This is a genomic window from Paenibacillus sp. fava2 (genome assembly GCF_058313675.1).
In genome coordinates, this window is the sequence record NZ_CM177755.1 from 2,017,552 (window position 1) to 2,034,894 (window position 17,343).

General features: G+C 52.4%; 17 protein-coding genes. 10 read left to right on the plus strand and 7 right to left on the minus strand.

The window, feature by feature from the left end; genetic code table 11:
- Positions 1-10 precede the first annotated feature (10 nt).
- Complete coding sequence (locus AC4G46_RS08460) at positions 11-1,486, plus strand: alpha-N-arabinofuranosidase (RefSeq protein WP_491128823.1); 1,476 nt, start codon at positions 11-13, stop codon at positions 1,484-1,486.
- Positions 1,487-1,519: 33 nt separating this feature from the next.
- On the plus strand, positions 1,520-2,479 hold the full coding sequence (locus AC4G46_RS08465; RefSeq protein ID WP_491127539.1) for a glycoside hydrolase family 43 protein: 960 nt from the start codon (positions 1,520-1,522) through the stop codon (positions 2,477-2,479).
- Here the strand turns inward: AC4G46_RS08465 and AC4G46_RS08470 are convergent.
- From AC4G46_RS08470 to AC4G46_RS08485, 4 genes are all read right to left on the minus strand, one after another.
- Positions 2,394-3,203, minus strand: a complete 810-nt coding sequence (locus AC4G46_RS08470; RefSeq protein ID WP_491127540.1) for a hypothetical protein — start codon at positions 3,201-3,203, stop codon at positions 2,394-2,396. The two genes, AC4G46_RS08465 and AC4G46_RS08470, sit on opposite strands and share 86 nt — an antisense overlap.
- Before the next feature lie 166 nt (positions 3,204-3,369).
- On the minus strand, positions 3,370-3,684 hold the full coding sequence (locus AC4G46_RS08475) for a DMT family transporter (protein ID WP_491127541.1): 315 nt from the start codon (positions 3,682-3,684) through the stop codon (positions 3,370-3,372).
- A 2-nt stretch (positions 3,685-3,686) separates the two neighbouring features.
- The gene (locus tag AC4G46_RS08480) at positions 3,687-4,025 is read right to left on the minus strand and encodes a DMT family transporter (protein WP_491127542.1); all 339 of its coding nucleotides are present in this window, start codon (positions 4,023-4,025) and stop codon (positions 3,687-3,689) included.
- A gap of 13 nt (positions 4,026-4,038) precedes the next feature.
- The gene (locus AC4G46_RS08485; RefSeq protein ID WP_491127543.1) at positions 4,039-4,620 is read right to left on the minus strand and encodes a TetR/AcrR family transcriptional regulator; all 582 of its coding nucleotides are present in this window, start codon (positions 4,618-4,620) and stop codon (positions 4,039-4,041) included.
- Between the two features lie 167 nt (positions 4,621-4,787).
- Between AC4G46_RS08485 and AC4G46_RS08490 the strand changes: the two genes are divergently transcribed.
- Entirely contained in the window at positions 4,788-5,255 is a 468-nt protein-coding gene (locus tag AC4G46_RS08490) for a GNAT family N-acetyltransferase (RefSeq protein WP_491127544.1), read from the plus strand.
- A gap of 73 nt (positions 5,256-5,328) precedes the next feature.
- Here AC4G46_RS08490 and AC4G46_RS08495 read toward each other — a convergent pair whose 3' ends face one another.
- Positions 5,329-6,189 (minus strand): AraC family transcriptional regulator, encoded by an 861-nt coding sequence (locus AC4G46_RS08495; protein WP_491127545.1) that lies wholly within the window; start codon positions 6,187-6,189, stop codon positions 5,329-5,331.
- Positions 6,190-6,614: 425 nt separating this feature from the next.
- Here AC4G46_RS08495 and AC4G46_RS08500 point away from each other — a divergent pair, with 425 nt between their 5' ends.
- From AC4G46_RS08500 to AC4G46_RS08510, 3 genes are all read left to right on the plus strand, one after another.
- The gene (locus AC4G46_RS08500) at positions 6,615-8,246 is read left to right on the plus strand and encodes an extracellular solute-binding protein (protein ID WP_491127546.1); all 1,632 of its coding nucleotides are present in this window, start codon (positions 6,615-6,617) and stop codon (positions 8,244-8,246) included.
- 111 nt (positions 8,247-8,357) lie between these two features.
- Positions 8,358-9,215, plus strand: coding sequence for an ABC transporter permease (locus AC4G46_RS08505; protein WP_491128824.1), 858 nt, complete (start codon positions 8,358-8,360; stop codon positions 9,213-9,215).
- 60 nt (positions 9,216-9,275) lie between these two features.
- Positions 9,276-10,148: a carbohydrate ABC transporter permease gene (locus AC4G46_RS08510; protein ID WP_491128825.1), complete on the plus strand. Its 873-nt coding sequence runs from the start codon at positions 9,276-9,278 to the stop codon at positions 10,146-10,148.
- Between the two features lie 94 nt (positions 10,149-10,242).
- On the opposite strand, the gene AC4G46_RS08515 is transcribed toward AC4G46_RS08510, so the two are convergent.
- On the minus strand, positions 10,243-10,773 hold the full coding sequence (locus tag AC4G46_RS08515; protein ID WP_491127547.1) for a hypothetical protein: 531 nt from the start codon (positions 10,771-10,773) through the stop codon (positions 10,243-10,245).
- A 488-nt stretch (positions 10,774-11,261) separates the two neighbouring features.
- Entirely contained in the window at positions 11,262-12,236 is a 975-nt protein-coding gene (locus AC4G46_RS08520) for an aldo/keto reductase family protein (protein WP_491127548.1), read from the minus strand.
- Between the two features lie 183 nt (positions 12,237-12,419).
- On the opposite strand from AC4G46_RS08520, the gene AC4G46_RS08525 reads away from it, so the two are divergent.
- The 4 genes from AC4G46_RS08525 (at position 12,420) to AC4G46_RS08540 (ending at position 17,238) form a co-directional block, all read left to right on the plus strand.
- Positions 12,420-13,097, plus strand: a complete 678-nt coding sequence (locus AC4G46_RS08525; protein WP_491127549.1) for an SGNH/GDSL hydrolase family protein — start codon at positions 12,420-12,422, stop codon at positions 13,095-13,097.
- 246 nt (positions 13,098-13,343) lie between these two features.
- Positions 13,344-15,113 (plus strand): cache domain-containing sensor histidine kinase, encoded by a 1,770-nt coding sequence (locus AC4G46_RS08530; RefSeq protein WP_491127550.1) that lies wholly within the window; start codon positions 13,344-13,346, stop codon positions 15,111-15,113.
- Complete coding sequence (locus tag AC4G46_RS08535) at positions 15,110-15,910, plus strand: response regulator transcription factor (RefSeq protein WP_491127551.1); 801 nt, start codon at positions 15,110-15,112, stop codon at positions 15,908-15,910. Before AC4G46_RS08530 ends, AC4G46_RS08535 begins: the two co-directional genes overlap by 4 nt.
- Positions 15,910-17,238 (plus strand): extracellular solute-binding protein, encoded by a 1,329-nt coding sequence (locus tag AC4G46_RS08540; protein WP_491127552.1) that lies wholly within the window; start codon positions 15,910-15,912, stop codon positions 17,236-17,238. Before AC4G46_RS08535 ends, AC4G46_RS08540 begins: the two co-directional genes overlap by 1 nt.
- Positions 17,239-17,343: the final 105 nt, after the last annotated feature.

The window sequence follows — 17,343 nt, forward strand, 5'->3', positions numbered from 1 at the left end:
GGAGAGAACGATGACCAAAGCTGTACTTAATGCGGATCTCGCAAAAAGCAAAATCAGCCGTCATATCTACGGGCATTTCGCCGAGCATCTCGGCAGATGTATCTATGAAGGCTTGTGGGTCGGCGAAGATTCGCCGGTTCCGAACACGGATGGCATCCGTAATGATGTTGTGGCTGCACTGAAGCAGCTGGACATTCCGGTGCTGCGCTGGCCGGGAGGCTGCTTCGCCGATGAATATCACTGGAAAGACGGGATTGGCCCGAAGGAAGGCCGCAAACGGATGGTTAACACCCACTGGGGCGGTGTCGTGGAGAATAACCACTTTGGCACGCATGAGTTTTTCCGCCTGTGCGAGCTGCTGGAATGTGAGCCTTATATTTGCGGCAATGTCGGCAGCGGTACAGTTCAGGAGATGTCAGAGTGGGTCGAGTATATGACCTTTGACGGTGAATCCCCGATGGCTGCCTGGCGGCAGGAGAACGGGCAGGAGAAGCCGTGGGCGCTGAAATATTTTGGCGTCGGCAATGAGAACTGGGGCTGCGGAGGCAACATGCGCCCTGAATATTATGCGGATCTCTACCGGCGTTATCAGACCTATGTCCGGAATTACGGTGATAACCGGCTGTACAAGATTGCCGGAGGAGCCAATGTGGATGACTACAACTGGACGGAGGTTGTGATGCGGGAAGCGGGCGGCATGATGGACGGCCTCAGCCTGCATTCCTATACGATCCCCGGCAGCTGGGAAGAGAAGCGTCCGGCGCTTGGCTTTGATGAAGCGCAGTGGATTGAGACGATGCAGAAATCCCTTCGTATGGACGAGCTCATTACCCGGCACACGGCGATCATGGACAAATATGATCCGCAGAAGCGGGTAGGATTAATCATAGATGAATGGGGCACCTGGTTCCTGAACGAGCCGGGAACGAATCCCGGGTTCCTCTACCAGCAGAATACCCTCAGAGATGCGCTGGTTGCCGGCATCCATCTGAATATTTTTCATCATCACAGCGACCGGGTGCATATGGCGAATATTGCCCAAATGGTCAATGTGCTGCAGGCACTGATTCTGACGGAAGGCGACAAGCTGCTGCTTACCCCTACTTACCACGTATTCCGGATGTATAAGGTGCATCAGGATAACGAGCTGCTGGAGGTTGCTTTTGAGAGTCCGCTCTATACCTTTGGCGGTGTAACCGTTCCGCAGCTCAGCATCTCTGCATCCCGTGACGGGGAAGGCCGTATCTATGTGTCCATCTGCAATCTCAGTCATGAAGCAGACGCCAGTCTGAGCCTGGACATCAGAGGTGAACAGGTTCAGACAGTATCAGGGGAGATACTGACTCATGCCGAGCTTGGTGCGCATAACACGTTTGAAGCTCCGGAAACGGTGGCACCTTCAGTCTATGAAGGCGCTCTGCTCGCTGACGGCATCCTGAGCTGCACGCTCCCGCCGGCATCGGTCACTGTACTTACACTTAAATAGATCCAGCTTAAATGGACCAAAGGAGAAACGGATATGAGCACTCGCAAAGAGTATAGCAACCCGCTTGTGGAGCAGCGCGCTGATCCCTGGGTGTACAAGCATACAGACGGATATTATTACTTTACCGCTTCCGTACCGGAATATGACCGGATCGAAGTGCGCAGAGCCGCAGCAATTGAAGACCTTGCAGAAGCCGTACCTGTTGTAGCCTGGCGCAAGTATGACACCGGACCGCTCAGCGCTAACATCTGGGCACCGGAAATCCATTACCTGCAGGGTAAATGGTACATCTATTTTGCTGCGGCACGTACCACAGAAACACAGGACGGACTGTTTGACCACCGCATGTTTGTGCTTGAGAATGAATCAGCCAATCCGCTGGAAGGCAGCTGGGTGGAGAAGGGCCAGATCAAGACGGCGTGGGAATCCTTTGCCCTGGATGCAACGACCTTTCAGCATAAAGGGATTCTCTATTATGTATGGGCCCAGAAGGATCCGGACATTCCGGGGAACTCCAATCTGTACATCTCGGAGATGAGCAATCCGTGGACCCTGACCGGGAAGCAGACCATGATTGCCCAGCCGGAATACGATTGGGAAAAAATCGGCTTCAGCGTGAATGAAGGTGCGGCCGTGCTGAAACGCGGCGGCAAGATCTTTATGAGCTTCTCGGCCAGCGCCACCGACTTTAACTACTGCATGGGACTGCTTACTGCAGATGAGGACAGCGATCTGCTGGACGCAGCCTCGTGGAGCAAGCATCCGGAGCCGGTGTTCAAGACCAGCGAAGAGAACGGCCAGTTTGGTCCGGGCCATAACAGCTTTACCGTGGGCGAGAACGGGGAGGATGTGCTGATCTACCATGCCCGCAGCTACAAGGAGATTACAGGCGATCCGCTGTACGATCCTAACCGCCACACCCGCGCCAAGGTGATCGGCTGGAAGGAAGACGGCACACCGGACTTCGGCGTGCCGCTGCCGGATAATAAGTAGCAGGGCTTAGCCGGATGTGGTGAAGGGCACAAGTGCCTTTGAATTCGGCTGGCGCGGGAAATTTGGCGGAATGAAAGGCATAAATGCCTTTCATTCCGCCCGACGCGGCTAAATCGGCGAAATGAAAGGCATAAATGCTTTTGAATCCGGCTGGCGCGGCTATATTGGCGAAATGAAGGGCAAAAATGCCCTTGAATTCGCCCGACGCGGCTATATTGGCGAAATGAAGGGCATAAATGCCTTTGAATCCGCCCGACGCGGCTAAATCGGCGAAATGAAGGGCATAAATGCCTTTGAATTCGGCTGGCGCGGCTAAATCGGCGAAATGAAAGGCAGAAATGCCTTTGAATTCGGCTGGCGCGGCCAGATTGGCGGAATGAAAGGCAAAAATGCCTTTGAATTCGGCTGGCGCGGCAAATTTGGCGGAATGAAGGGCATAAATGCCTTTGAATTCGGCCGACGCGGCTATATTGGCGGAATGAAAGGCAAAAATGCCTTTGAATCCGCCCGACGCGGCTAAATCGGCGAAATGAAGGGCAAAAATGCCCTTGATTTCAGCCGATGCGGCTAAATTGGCGAAATGAAGGGCAGAAATGCCCTTGAATCCGGCTGACGCGGCCAAATCGGCGAAATGAAGGGCAAAAATGTCTTTGAATTCGGCTGGCGCGGCCAGATTGGCGGAATGAAAGGCAAAAATGCCTTTGAATTCGGCTGGCGCGGCCAAATTGGCGGAATGAAAGGTAAAAGTGCCCTTGAATCCGGCCGACGCGGCCGAATTGGCGGAATGAAAGGCATAAATGCCCTTAAATCACAACAGCGGCAGTCATGGACATTGGTTTTGGTCCATAAACTGCCGCTGTTTTTATTTATCCGTCTCCAGCCCGTCCGCCTTAAGAAATCAGCTTCAGCCCCACCGCGGCCGCCAGCACCATCCCGATGAACAGAACGCGGCGCCATTCCTTGGATTCCCCGAAGAAAAACATGCCGACCAGCGCACCGCCGACCGTACCGATTCCGGTCCAGATCGCATAGGCCGTGCCCATAGGCAGGTCTCTCATAGCAAGGCTCAGACAGACGAAGCTCAGCACAATACCGGTGATAAAGATGAGGTAAGCCTTTTTGTTGCGGTCCCGCTTAATCCGGTTCATGCCGAGCACACCGACAACCTCAAACATACCGGCGAACATTAATGTTAACCACGCCATCGTTATGCCGCCTCCTTTGTTTTGGCTGAGCCGCTGTACAGCTTAAGGCCGAGCACACCCGCCAGCAGCAGGGCGATCAGCAGAAGCTTGACCGGTTTAACCGGCTCATCGAATAGAATCATTTCAGCCAGCACAGTGCCGGCGGTCCCGAGTCCGGTGAATACGGCATATACCGTCCCGACCGGTAATTTGATGGAGGCCGTAATAATCAGATAGAACGATACAACAAGCGCAATAATGGTTGCTCCCCATGTAACGATGTCGTCGGCATGCTTAAATCCGATCACCCACACGACTTCAAATAATGCTCCGATAAAAATGTAAATCCAACTGCGGTTCATCTGTAATCCTCCTCTAGTTGTTCCTGATTCCGCGCCAATAGACGAGCCATGAGGCATCAAGTCTCAGGGCAGCACTTTCCATATTGCCGTACAGCAGCTCAACGAACATTCCGTCCAGCACCGCAATAAAAGCGGCTGAAGCTGTTACCGCAGTGACTTCCGGATGGATAGTACCGGCAGGTTCAGCGGATGTAAAATGCTGTTCGAGCAGCTTGCCTATCGTGTCGAGATGCTTGTTGCTATATTCCACGACCTCCCCGCGCAGATGGCCGGGCGGAAAGAAAGCCATGCGCAGAAAGAAGCGAGTGTCATCCTCCTGCTCGTAACGTTTACTGTAGCTGTGCAAAAAGCCGTACAGCATATCCTTTAGCGGAGCTGTGCTGCTTCTTTGCAAATAGCTTTTGGTAAACTGCATTTCCCGCTCTGCTGCATCACGGAAAACCGTCAGGAACAACTCATCCTTGCCTTTAAAGTGGTTGTAAATCGACTGCTTCTTGATCCCCACCTCGGCAGATATATCGGCCAGCGAAGCTCCTTCATACCCGTTTTTGGCAAAATGGGCCAGCGCAATTTCCCTGATTCTATTAGATGTCATCCGCTCAATCCTCCCTTACGAACGTTCGTCAGTCTATTTAAGCATATAACTAACGGTAATGCAAACAATTTTAACTAAATATAAAAAGATAACGTTGCCGTGCTGTTTTTCCTGGTAAATGATGTGTAGTATCTACTAGAATTATTCTGGGAAGAGGAGGTTTTTTCTTGCCGGCGGAAATGAACTTTAGAGAACCTGATTTTACGGGTGGGAGGGGTGTAAACGTGGAGTTAACCTACATAACAAGCAAAGCAATAGAAACCGAGAAAATTATTAATTTGTACAATGACGCAGAGTGGTCCGCATATACAAATGATCCGTCCCTGTTGCAGCAGGCACTCTTACAATCCTTGACAGTTATCTCCGCGTGGGATGAAGCTGAATTAGTGGGTTTAATCCGGGTAGTGGGGGATGGGCTAACGATCATTTATATACAAGATATTCTTGTTCTGAAGGCTTACCGGAACCGGGGAATTGCCACTCAGCTCATGCAGCGTATTTTGGAGCAGTACGCAGCTGTCCGTCAAAAAGTGCTTTTAACCGATGATGCAGCGGATGTCAGAGGTTTGTACGAGAAGAACGGGTTTGTCTCCTGTGATAAAGGGACGCTTGTTGCGTTTGCCAGACTGACCTGATTGTATTCATAGTTTCCGACATGAGAGCCAGCCTGTTTATTGGGGGTGGCTCTGTTTTGTATATCCAAAGCGACTACTCATAGAACAACAGCCGCTTGGCGTACGCATTGCGGAAGTCCGTTGGCGTCAGTCCGACGATTTTTTTGAACGATTTCATGAAATTGTGGCAGTCCTTGTAGCCGAGCTGGAGCGAGACCTCGCTGATATTCTGGTTGGTGTCAGACAGGAGGAACTTGGCCAGCTCCATCTTTTGCTGCAGGATGTACTGCTTGAGCGGGATGCCCGAGATTTTGGTAAAGAGATGGGACAGGTATTTTTCGTTATAGCCAAAATACTCAGCGATTTGCGACACCTTGATATGCTCGCTGCGGCTCCATTTGATATAGTCCACAATATCGTTGTAGAGCTGCTCCTGCTTGGTTTTTCTGGCCGGGCTATGCTCACTCTGGAATACCTGATTGTACAGCTCGCACAAAATGACCGTGGTCATATAGTTGTTGAGCGTTTTCTGGTTGTACGCCCTGACGGAATCCTGGAGCTGCTTCATCATGACGATGATTTTCTCCAGGCTTTTTACAGTGCCGTATTGTGGAAGCAGCAGCCGGTTATCTGCCTGTTCAGGTGCATGCCCGGTGCTGGTGATGTCCGTAACGGTGAGCCCTTCCTGCGCCTTGAAGTGAAGCCAGTAGAAGCTGCAATTAGAAGATTTGTAACCGAATTGCTTGGTGTAGGGAGGCAGCAGCAGGTACTCGCCTTTGGAGACGGTAAAATAGGTGGTGTCACCTGCCAGATAAAGCACGCCTTCGGTCATTACGATCAGCTCGTAGTCGAGCAGAATGCGGCTGAGATGAATCCAGTCCGGAGAGGGAGCGGAAAATTTGCCTGTGATCTCCAAATCAACCGGCTCATCCACGATCAGCTCAAAAGCAACCATACACATGTCCCCCTTTTTTTCTTACTTTATTACACTTGCTACTCCATTATTGGGGAAAAAGCACCCCCAGTAAAGCGCTTTCTGCAGAAAAAAAGTTTAGCTCCCCGCTAACCTTTTTACACATATTCGAACATTAGGCTATTTGCACCGATTTCCTAAAGGGTTAAGCTGTACATATACAAGTTATCGCCGCACAGTCCTGAAAAGGGAGGGAACAATGGAAAAAGACAGCATGCTTATGCTTGATATGCTGAGGTGCGGGCGGCAGCTTCTTTTTAAAGTATAAAATGTAAGCGGATTCATTGCGGGGTCTGGCGTTATTCGAGCTTTCTATTAGTGAAAGAAGTCTGAAAGTATTCAGGGATTTTCATGTTCATTTATTTGTTTTAGAAAATCATGAGGGTTATCTAAAGGGAGGAAGAACAATGAAGAGATTTCTGGCGGGATTATCGGCAGCTATATTAGGCACGGCGCTGCTCTCGGGCTGCTCCGGCGGAGGCAACAATACAGGCACAGATAACGGGGCTGCTGACGGCGGAAACACAGGCAAGAAGGTTAAGCTTACCGCGATTATGACCAAACATCCGTTAACCCAGGAGTTCGCCAAAATGAAGTGGCTGCAGGAAGCGGAGGAACGCGCCGGCGTTGAGATTGAATGGCAGGAGGTTACTGCGGACTGGGATCAGAAAAAAGGAACGCTGCTGGCCAGCGGTGATATCCCGGACCTGATTGTCGGCGTGAACTCGATCACAGATGCGGACTTTTCGCAGTTCCCGGGGCTGTTCCAGGATATGACCGAGCTGATCAAGGAATACGGACCGAATGTGCAGGCAATGTTCGATGCCAAGCCGGAGACAAAGGTGATTGCCACCCAGCTTGACGGTAAAATCTACGGCCTGCCGAAATACCAGCGCTACTGGCCGGAAACGACCACCAGACAATACATTAACCAGCAGTGGCTCGACAAGCTCGGACTGCAGATGCCGACCACCTGGGATGAGCTGTATGATGTGCTGAAAGCGTTTAAAGATCAGGATGCCAACGGCAACGGTGATCCGAATGATGAGATCCCGATGGATTTTGCCCCGACCGGAACGGTTGCGTTCGGAGCGTTTATGCCGACTGTGCTGCTGGGCAGTGAAGGGATTACACTTACGGATAACAGCGGTCTTGGATATTTTGTCGAGGACGGACAGGTGAAAAACTTCTTCACGGATGAGCGCTACAAGAAGCTGGTCGAGTTCCTGAACAAATGCTTCAGCGCGGGTCTGATTAACCCCGAAGTATTCACTCAGGATTATACCAAATACCAGGCAGTGGCCCGCGGCAACGGGGAAACGGCAGCAGTCGGCTTCACCTGGGGCTGGGAAGTAACGGACCGCGTAGGCAACACGCTGGCTCCACAGTACACATCGATGTCTCCGTTAAAAGTTAGTGCGGATTCCACTGTGCAGAATTCCTGGAGCTATGACTATAACTCTCTGAACTATGGTGTGAATACAGTCCAGATGTCTGCTGCCTCCAAGCATAAAGAAGCCGCGATGAAGTTTATCAATGAGCTGTATGATCCGGAAGTGAGCATGCAGGTGCTGTTCGGCTCCCTGGGTACTAATATCGGCGACAACGGCGACGGTACATTCAGTATTCTGGCTCCTGAAGATCCGGCGATGGACCCTGGTACATGGAAGTGGACCTCCTCCTGGGCGGATAACGGTGCAATGTACATTGCTGATTCGCTCAAGCTGACACTGGGCACGGATATGCAGTCGGTAGGCAAACAGACCGAACCGCTGAAAGCCGCACTGGATTCGATTGACAAGGATAAAGACGTGCTGCCGAGCATGTTCATCAAATACAGCTCCCAGGATAACAACACCATGAGCCTTAACAATACAAGCATGATGTCGCTGGCGCTCTCCAAATGGTCGCAGTGGATTACCAAGGGCGGTATTGATTCCGAGTGGGATGACTATGTGAAAAACATTGAAAAAACCGGCGTATCCAAAAACATTGAGATCATCCAAAAATACTACGACGACTATAAAAGCAAGCAGTAAGGGGTGGTTTCCGTGATTTCCAAAAATCTGCATGAACGCCCGGTTCAGCTCAGAGCCCATAAAAAGCCGACGGTCATCAACACCTTCCGGCGGGATTACCAGCTGTGGATAATGATTTTTCCGGCCATCGTCGTCATATTTATTTTTAACTATATTCCGATGTACGGGATTCAGCTGGCTTTCCGCGATTATGATTTCAGCAAAGGGCTGACCGGCGGTGCGTGGCGGGGACTGTTTTATTTCCGGCAGTTTTTTGAGAGCTATCAGTTTATGGATTTGATGAAGAATACAGTCACGATCAGTCTGGCCACGGTGATCCTGAGCTTTCCGGCCCCGATCATCCTGGCGCTTCTGATCAACCAGGTCCGCTGGAAGCGGGCGAAAAAGACGCTGCAGACAACCGTTTATCTGCCGCATTTCATCTCCATTGTAGTAATGGTGGGCTTGCTGAATGTGCTGCTGTCCCCAAATTCCGGTGTTATCGGGCATCTGCTGACGTCGCTCGGTCTCGGGGATGTTAACCTGCTGGGTTCGACCCGGACCTTTGTGCCGGTCTATGTATTGTCTGAAATCTGGCAGCATTGCGGCTGGAACAGCATCATTTATCTGGCAGCGCTGTCTACGGTGGACCCGCAGCTCTATGATTCCGCCAAAATTGACGGGGCCAGCCGCTGGCAGACGATCAAGCATGTTGATATTCCGGCGCTGATCCCGACGATCATCATCCTGTTCGTGCTCAGTATGGGCAGTGTGCTCAGTACGGGCTTTGAGAAAGTATTCCTGATGCAGAATGCCCTCAACCTGCCGGTCTCGGAGGTCATTGCCACCTACGTGTACAAAATCGGGATTATCAGCAACCAGTTCAGCTATTCTGCAGCCATCGGCCTGTTTAACACGGTGATCAATTTTATTTTCCTGTATGCGATGAATATGATCGCCCGCAAATCATCGGATATCAGCCTGTGGTAAGGGAGAAATTCCGGAAGGAGTGGAGTAACCGTGCCGTTTGTTCATAAAAAAGGCCGGCGCCTGACCGATACCCTCTTCGAAGGGGCCGTCTATCTTCTATGCCTGCTGATCTTTTTAAGTATCGTTTACCCGCTTTATTTTGTTATCATCGCTTCGGTCAGTGACTCGACGCTAGTGTCGACTGGCCAGGTGACGATTTTTCCGAAAAATATCAGCTTCTTCGGCTACAACGAAATCTTTAAGGATTCGCGGATCTGGACCGGCTACGGCAACACTATTCTGTACACGGTGCTTGGTACGGCGGTCAATCTGCTGTTCACGCTGCCTGCAGCCTATGTGCTGTCACGGCAGGAATTCCGGGCCAGACGGTTTCTGATGCTGACGTTTGTTATTACGCTGTTCTTTAACGGCGGGCTGATCCCCACCTATCTGCTGATGAAGGATCTGCACATGACGAACACGATGTGGGTATTTATTTTTCCGTTCTGTGTCAATGTGTACAATCTGATCATCGCGCGCTCCTTCTTTGAAAGCTCACTGCCGAAGGAACTGTTTGAAGCGGCTTCGATTGACGGCTGCAGCCATTTCAAATTTTTCATGAAGGTTGCACTCCCGCTCTCCAAAGCGGTGGTGTCGGTAATCGGGCTGTATTATCTGGTGGCGCACTGGAATGATTTTTTCACCGGGCTGATCTATATCCGCAGCAATGATCTGCAGCCGCTGCAGATTGTGCTCCGTGATATTCTGCTCTCCAACCAGGTGTTCTCCCAGGGCGCGGGAGCAGGCGGCTCGGCCGGCGGTTATGCGCAGCAGTATGCGGATCAGGTGAAGTATGGGGTAATTATTGTGTCCACACTGCCGATATTGCTGGTGTATCCGTTTATCCAGAAGTATTTTGACAAAGGCGTTATGATTGGTTCGGTCAAGGGGTGAGGTTGTTGTCTCCGCAGGCCGTATGAAGACAGGCATATAAAAAGAGGCTATCCCGTTAGCAGATGCTGTTGCGGGGTAGCCTCTTGTATGTTTGTTATGGAGTGTATTGCTGGACAATGGAAGTGATGACGCCATTCTCGATCGTCAGATGATAAGGTGACCCGCTGAGGTCGAACACATCTGTCTTGGCAAATTCTTCAGTAAACTTCTTGAGCGTAATGCTCTCGTTCCAGTTGATGTCCAGATCCTCAAGGTTGCCGGTATGGTCAAAGATTTGCATCGTCACCGCCGCATTGGCTGCTACCGGATAATTACTGAGCGTTTCGCTGTCATTAACGATATAGTAGCCGTCCAGTGCTCCGCCGATCTCTGCGGCAGCTTCCGGCTCGCGCTCTGCAAAAATACGGTCCGCCTCAGCGCCCTCATACCATTCAATTGGATCGGCTATCAGCTTCAGGCTGCCATCCGTGTTTGTCTGCAGACCGTGGATATATACTGTCAGGTGCTCTGTCTGAGCTCCGCTCTGCGCTTCTGCTTTTGTTCCAGCTGTGCTTGCCGTCGTAATGAGGGAAAGGAGCAGCAGGACCAGCACAGGCAGTAAAACTTTCGGTTTGTTCATTAACATCTTTTCGTTTCCCCCTTGGCAAAATGTGATCCAAAAAATTGCTCATATTCATTCTTTACCCGCCGTCCTGTTGTTCAAACGGGGGATGTACTGTTATTAACGTTGATTTGCAGAAAATGTTGCAATTATTTTTGACGTAAAGGCCATTTGCCGAAAGTTTCCTCCGGAGCATATTAGAATATCCAAGATGAGATCGTTCGGTGTCTGGGAAATGGGTGATTTCTGCGGAGGTATTGTGACTGTCGAAGGGAGGAAGGCGTTCTAACATTGAAAAGAGCGGGGGTGTAACGGGCGGGTTGCCGGGTTCTGACTAACTTATTGGGGTTTATAGTACTGTGAAGCCGATGAGTACGAACGCCCGCCCCCGGGCCGCGCCGCCCGGGGCAAAGCCAAATAAGCAGAGCAGCGTTCCCCGAAGGAACCGCTGCTCTGCTTGTTGTATCCCATCAGCCGATAGTACCGGCTGATGGGATAACGCCCACCGGCCCTTACCTCGCCGGTGCGAAATCCGCCACCTGGCTCAGAATGCGGTCGATCGTCTCCAGCGTGTCCGGCTGGAGGACGATGTCCACGGCCTGCGCGTTCTCCTGAACCTGCGCAGGCTTGCTTGCGCCGATCAGCGCGGAGCTGACGCCCGGCTGGCGGAGCACCCAGGCCAGCGCGAGCTGTGACAGCTTCACGCCGAGGCCGGCGGCGACTTCGTCAAGCTGGGCAACCACGCCCAGCACATCGTCGCGCAGGTAGCTGCGGATGACGCCGTTGACCGAGTCATCCGCGCCGCGGGTGCCTGCCGGGGCCTGCTGGCCCGGCTTGTATTTGCCGGTCAGTATGCCCTGGGCCAGCGGGGAGAAGACCACCTGTCCCAGGCCGGCTTCCCGGGAAGCCTCCAGCACTTCCTGTTCGATATAACGCTCGAACATGTTGTAGATCGGCTGGTTGGAGGCCAGCGGACGCAGGTTCAGCCGGCGGCTGATGCCGCTGGCCGTGGCGATCTGCGCTGCGCTCCACTCGCTGACAGCGGCGTAGAGGATTTTGCCCTGGGCGGTCAGATCATCCAGCGCCCGCAGCGTTTCTTCCACCGGTGTGTCCTGATCGAAACGGTGACAGAAATAGACGTCAATGTAATCGGTGCCGAGACGGCGCAGGCTGGCTTCGCACTGCTCCATAATGTGCTTGCGCGACAGGCCGCGGTCATTCACGCCTTCGCCCATCGGGAAGAATACTTTGGTGCTCAGCACATAATCGGAGCGTTTATACTGGCGGAGTGCTGCCCCGATTGCTTTTTCCCCTTCACCGCGGTTGTAGGCGTTGGCGGTATCAAAGAAATTGATACCGCATTCAAAAGCAGCGGCCACACACTCATCGGCAGCCTTTTGTTCGGCTGCAGTCCCGTAAGTCAGCCAGCTGCCAAGCCCAATCTCGCTTACCTTCAGTCCGGTATTGCCAAGTCGTCTGTATTTCATATTGTTCCATTCCTTTCTGCACAGTAGGTAGTTGTTTCGAAACAATCAAGTTAATACTATCACATCTTTATATGGTATCGGGATACAGAGTTGCTATAATGGTAGAGAATCCGTGCTGATCAGCCGGAAATATGTGCAAATGGTGAAAATGCCCATTACCTTTTAATCGGAGTGTGAGAATTCATGTCCATCCCTTTTTCCGGAGCCAACAAAGTCATTCTGTTTCAGGGGGATTCCATAACGGACGGCAACCGCGGACGCAATGAGGACCCGAATCATATTCACGGACACGGCTATGCGTATATTATCGCCGCCAGGCTTGGGAACGAGCTGGCGGAGCACCGGCCGGTATTCCATAACCGCGGTGTAAGCGGAGACCGGATCTCAGATCTGTACGCGCGCTGGAATGAGGATGCGATCTATCTGAAACCGGATGTGCTCAGCATTCTGATCGGGGTCAATGATATCTGGAGATCGCTGAAGGCTGAGCCGGGCGGGATTACCGACCGTTATGAACGCGCTTACCGGCATGTGCTGGAGGAGACACGGGAGGTGCTGCCGCAAACCAGGCTCGTCCTGTGCGAGCCGTTTATTCTGAACACTGGCGCGCCGGCGGAGGACTGGCCGCGGTGGCATCAGCAGATTACCCGGTACCAGCAGATTGTGCGCGGGCTTGCGCAGCAGTACAATGCGGTATTTGTTCCGCTGCAGGAAATGTTTGAGACTGCCGCACAGCGCGTGAACAATGCCTACTGGCTGTGGGACGGTGTGCATCCGACAACGGCCGGCCATGATCTGATCGCACGGCAGTGGCTGAGCGTTGTGGGGGAAAGCGGTATTTTGCACAACGGACATTCATAACGCCCGGCCGTGCTGCAGCAGAAGATGAAATTGAAAAGCCCCTAATCCTGCGAAGCCGGATTCGGGGCTTTTCTAACCATGCCGCCTGTAACGGACATCGTTATGTCAGAATAAATCCCACTAATATAAGGGGTTCCCGGTCGTCCGCAGGCGTGCTAATATAATGCAGTCAGGGTTGTTTGAAAGCCCTTACTTTATTTCAGGCTGCCATGCTATGGCTTTGTGACAAGGGGAGGAAGAGGCCGCGTGCGGTGGCTGCAACCAAGATTAAAGTTAAATACGCTGAGGAATCAGATGCTGCTCGGTTTTCTTGCCGTTATGCTCCTGATCCTCATATTCGTGGGCTATCTCACGTTTCATTCGGTTTCAACGCTGCTCAAAAACAACGCCGAAAAGCATATTCAGCAAACGGCGGTTCAGGCTAACGGCCGTCTGGAAGGCATTCTGGAGCAGATCAATTCTTTGACGACACTGGTATCCACCAATGAGTATATCCAGCAGCTGCTGCTGCGGGATTTGGAGGGGCAGCCGCCGACCTTTGCGGAACGGCAGGCCCTGCCGCCCATTATCAATCTGGTCCAGTTATACACGGACGATATCAAATCTGTTGAGCTGTACAACAAGGACGGAACGCGGCTGTATCCGCTTGACGGCAGCAGCCTGAAAGGGAAGGTGCCCGGGAATCTGATTGAGCTGGCGACTCAAAAGGAGGGGAGCCTTGTCTGGTACGGGATTGATCCGCTCGACCCCACCTCGCTGCTGGCGGTCCGGCAGATCAGTCTGATCGACCGGTATTTCACAACAGGCGGTTATCTGCTTATCCGCTCAGACCGCAGCAAGTTTGCGCTGGAAGACTCCTTATCCGGGGAGGGGGAGAAAGAGACGATACTGCTCCTGGCTTCCGACGGGCGGCTCATTACCTCAAATGATGATACCATCTCTCAGGAATCTGCCGCCCTGCTTGCCGGGAGGTCGGGAGATCAGACTGCTGCGATCGGCAACCGTTCCTTTGTCGTTGTGAAACAGCGGTCTGAAGTAACCGGCTGGACGCTGCTTATCCTGACACCGGTTAACGTCATCACTCAGGGGATTTCGGTCCTGCGGACCACAATCGTAGTATCGGCTATTATCGGCACTGTACTGTTTACCGTGCTTTCTTTTTTCCTGTCCACGCTCATTACCCGTCCTGTGTTCAAGCTGATCAAAGCGATGAGAAGCACCCGGCTCGGCATTCTGAGACCCACCGAGAAGGCGTCATCCACTATGGAAATCCAGGAGCTGAATTATTCCTATAACAAAATGGTGGATAACATCAATGAGCTGATCCAGCTGGTTTATGAGAAGGAGCTGTCCCGGAGCCACACGGAGCTGAAAGCGCTTCAGGCCCAGATCAATCCGCACTTTTTGTTCAATACACTGGATGTGCTGTACTGGTCGCTGCTGGATAAGGATGAAGACGAGCTGGCAGGGTATGTTGTCGCCATGTCTGATTTATTCCGCTATACCATTACTGGCCAGAGTGAAGAGGGCTGGGTGAGGCTCCGGGATGAACTGGAGCATATAGGCAAGTACCTGTACATTATGAAGGTGCGGTTTGAGGACCGCCTGGAATGGGAAATCGAGGCTTCTCCCGAAGCACAGGATGCCGAGCTGCCCCGGCTGCTGCTGCAGCCGCTGGTGGAGAATGCTGTCCTGCATGGCGTGGAGAGCAGGATTGAGCCCGGCAGGGTCAAGCTGACGGCTGCACGCGAGGGCGAGCGGATTGTCATTACAGTAGAGGACGACGGCATCGGCATGGATGAGGAGAAGCTGTCCTCCCTTAGGGAAGAGCTGGACAGCGGCAGGGTAACTTCTTCCAAGGCCTCCGGGGTCGGAATTGCCAACGTCCAGAAGCGGCTTCAGCTGTTTTTCCCGGGAACGGGGGAACGGGCTGGAGTTATGCGCATCGACAGCCGGAAGGGCCAAGGCACCACCATCAGCATCGAAATACCTGTCCAAGGAGGCACAATGCCATGAGGAGCCGAACGATTCTTATCGTTGATGATGAACCGAAATCAAGGGAAGGCCTAAAGAAGATGCTGGGGGTGTGGTCTGCCGGCCAGTTTGAGGTGCTCACGGCAAGCAATGGAGTGGACGCGCTGCAGATTCTTGAGCAGATTCCGGTCGAGCTGATGATAACCGATATCCGGATGCCGGAAATCACCGGTCTTGCCCTGATCAGCCAATTGCGGGAAAGAGGAATCCGCTCCCAGCCGTCCGTTATTCTTATTTCCGGTTACGCCCAGTTCGAATATGCCCAGCAGGCGATTCATTTATCTGTGGTGGACTATCTGCTGAAGCCTGTCAGCCGGGACAAGCTGGTGGAATCGGTGGAGAAAGCACTGAAGGCGGGCGAGGAGCGGGAGCATCTCCTCTTCATGCGCAAGATGGCCGACCCCCAGCTGCTGGCTGTCAGAAACGAGGAAGCCGCATTAAGTGAACCGGTCCGCCAGGCCATCCAATTCATTGATAAGCATATAGAAGAAGCGATAAGCCTGCAGGAGGTCGCCGGGCATGTGCATCTGAACGGCAGCTATTTCAGTGCGCTTTTCAAAGAGCAGTGCCAGATGAATTTCAGCGAATATGTCGCCCGCAGAAAAATGCAGAAGGCCAAGGAGCTGCTGCTCAAAACCAACCTGCCGATAGCGGAAATTGCCAGCCGTACAGGCTATCAGGCGGTAAAGTATTTCAATAAGCTGTTCAAGGAGCACGAAGGAATGAGTCCGGGCCAGTACCGGTCCATGAGGAACGAGACGAAAGCGGAAGTCCGTTAATGATGAAAATCCGCCGGGGAGGGAGACCCACGAAAAAAATCGGATTATATTGTGCCCTGCTCCTGGCCCTGCTTCTGACAGTGACAGCCTGCGGTGGTAACAACGGGAACGGTGCTGAAAGCGGCAGTGAAAAAATCACGCTTAAAATGATGCATTCATGGCCGGACAGCAGCAATTCAGCGCAGAACAAAATGGTAAAGGATATTATCAGCGAGTTTGAAAAAGAAAATCCGAACATTACCGTTAAGACGGAGGCGCTGGAGACCGAGCAGTACAAAAGCAAGCTTACTGTGCTGGCCGCGTCCAATGATCTGCCGGACATCGGATTCACCTGGGCGGCCGGGTCCATGGACCCTTATGTTAAGGGCAATAAATTTGCGGCGCTGGACGATCTTCTGCAGACAGAGCTGAACGGCAAATTCGTAGCCGGCACGACGGAGGCCTATTCTTTTGACGGGAAAACGTATGCTCTTCCGGTGGAACTGAACATTGTTCCGGTCTACTATAACAAAGAAATATTTGCAAAATACAGCTTGCGGACTCCCCGGACGCTGGATGAGCTGAAGACGATTATCCGCATTTTGGATTATAACGGAGTTACTCCGGTTACCCTCGGCGGCAAGGAAGGCTGGCCGTCCTCCTTCTGGTATATGTATCTGGCTGACCGGATCGGCGGGCCTGATCTGCTGGATCAAGCTGTAGCGGATCAGGATTTCACGGACCCGTCGCTGCTGGAAGCCGCGAGAGCGGTACAGGAGCTGGTTAACCTGGGCACCTTCGTAAAAGGCTATAACGGATTATCCAATAATGAAGCCAAAGTCCAGTTTCTGAACGGGGGAGCGGCCATGTTCGCTACAGGGACCTGGGAGCTGCCGGACTATACGACTACTGCAGGCATCCCGCAGGAATTCAAGGACAACATTGGATACTTCAAGTTTCCGGCCATAGCTGGCGGTAAAGGAAGTGTAGATGACTGGGTTGGCGGACCGGGGACAGGCCTATTTGTATCCCGCAATTCCGCACATACTGCGGAGGCGAAGCGTTTTGTCAGCTTTTTCATTGAAAAATGGGGTGAGCATTCGGTTGTCGACGCGGGTGTCATCCCCGCAACCAAAGTGGATACGGCGTCCATCAGGCTGCCGCAGCTGTTTATTGACCTGCTGGATGAACTGGGTAAAGCCCGTAAAGTAACGCTGTATCTGGATACCCAAATGAAGCCGGGCGCTTCCGGCATACACATTAACCAGGTCCAGGCCCTGTTTGGTAAAGCGGTAACACCGGAGGAATTCATCAGGAAGCAGGATGAGGCGCTAAAAGCGGATAAGTAGCAAAACGAATAGCAGGGTAAGGAGACGCCGGGGAATGATCTCTGGTGTCTTTTTTGTACCCTCAAGGCAACTGAATCTAAAAATAGTGGAAGTTTTCCCAATCGC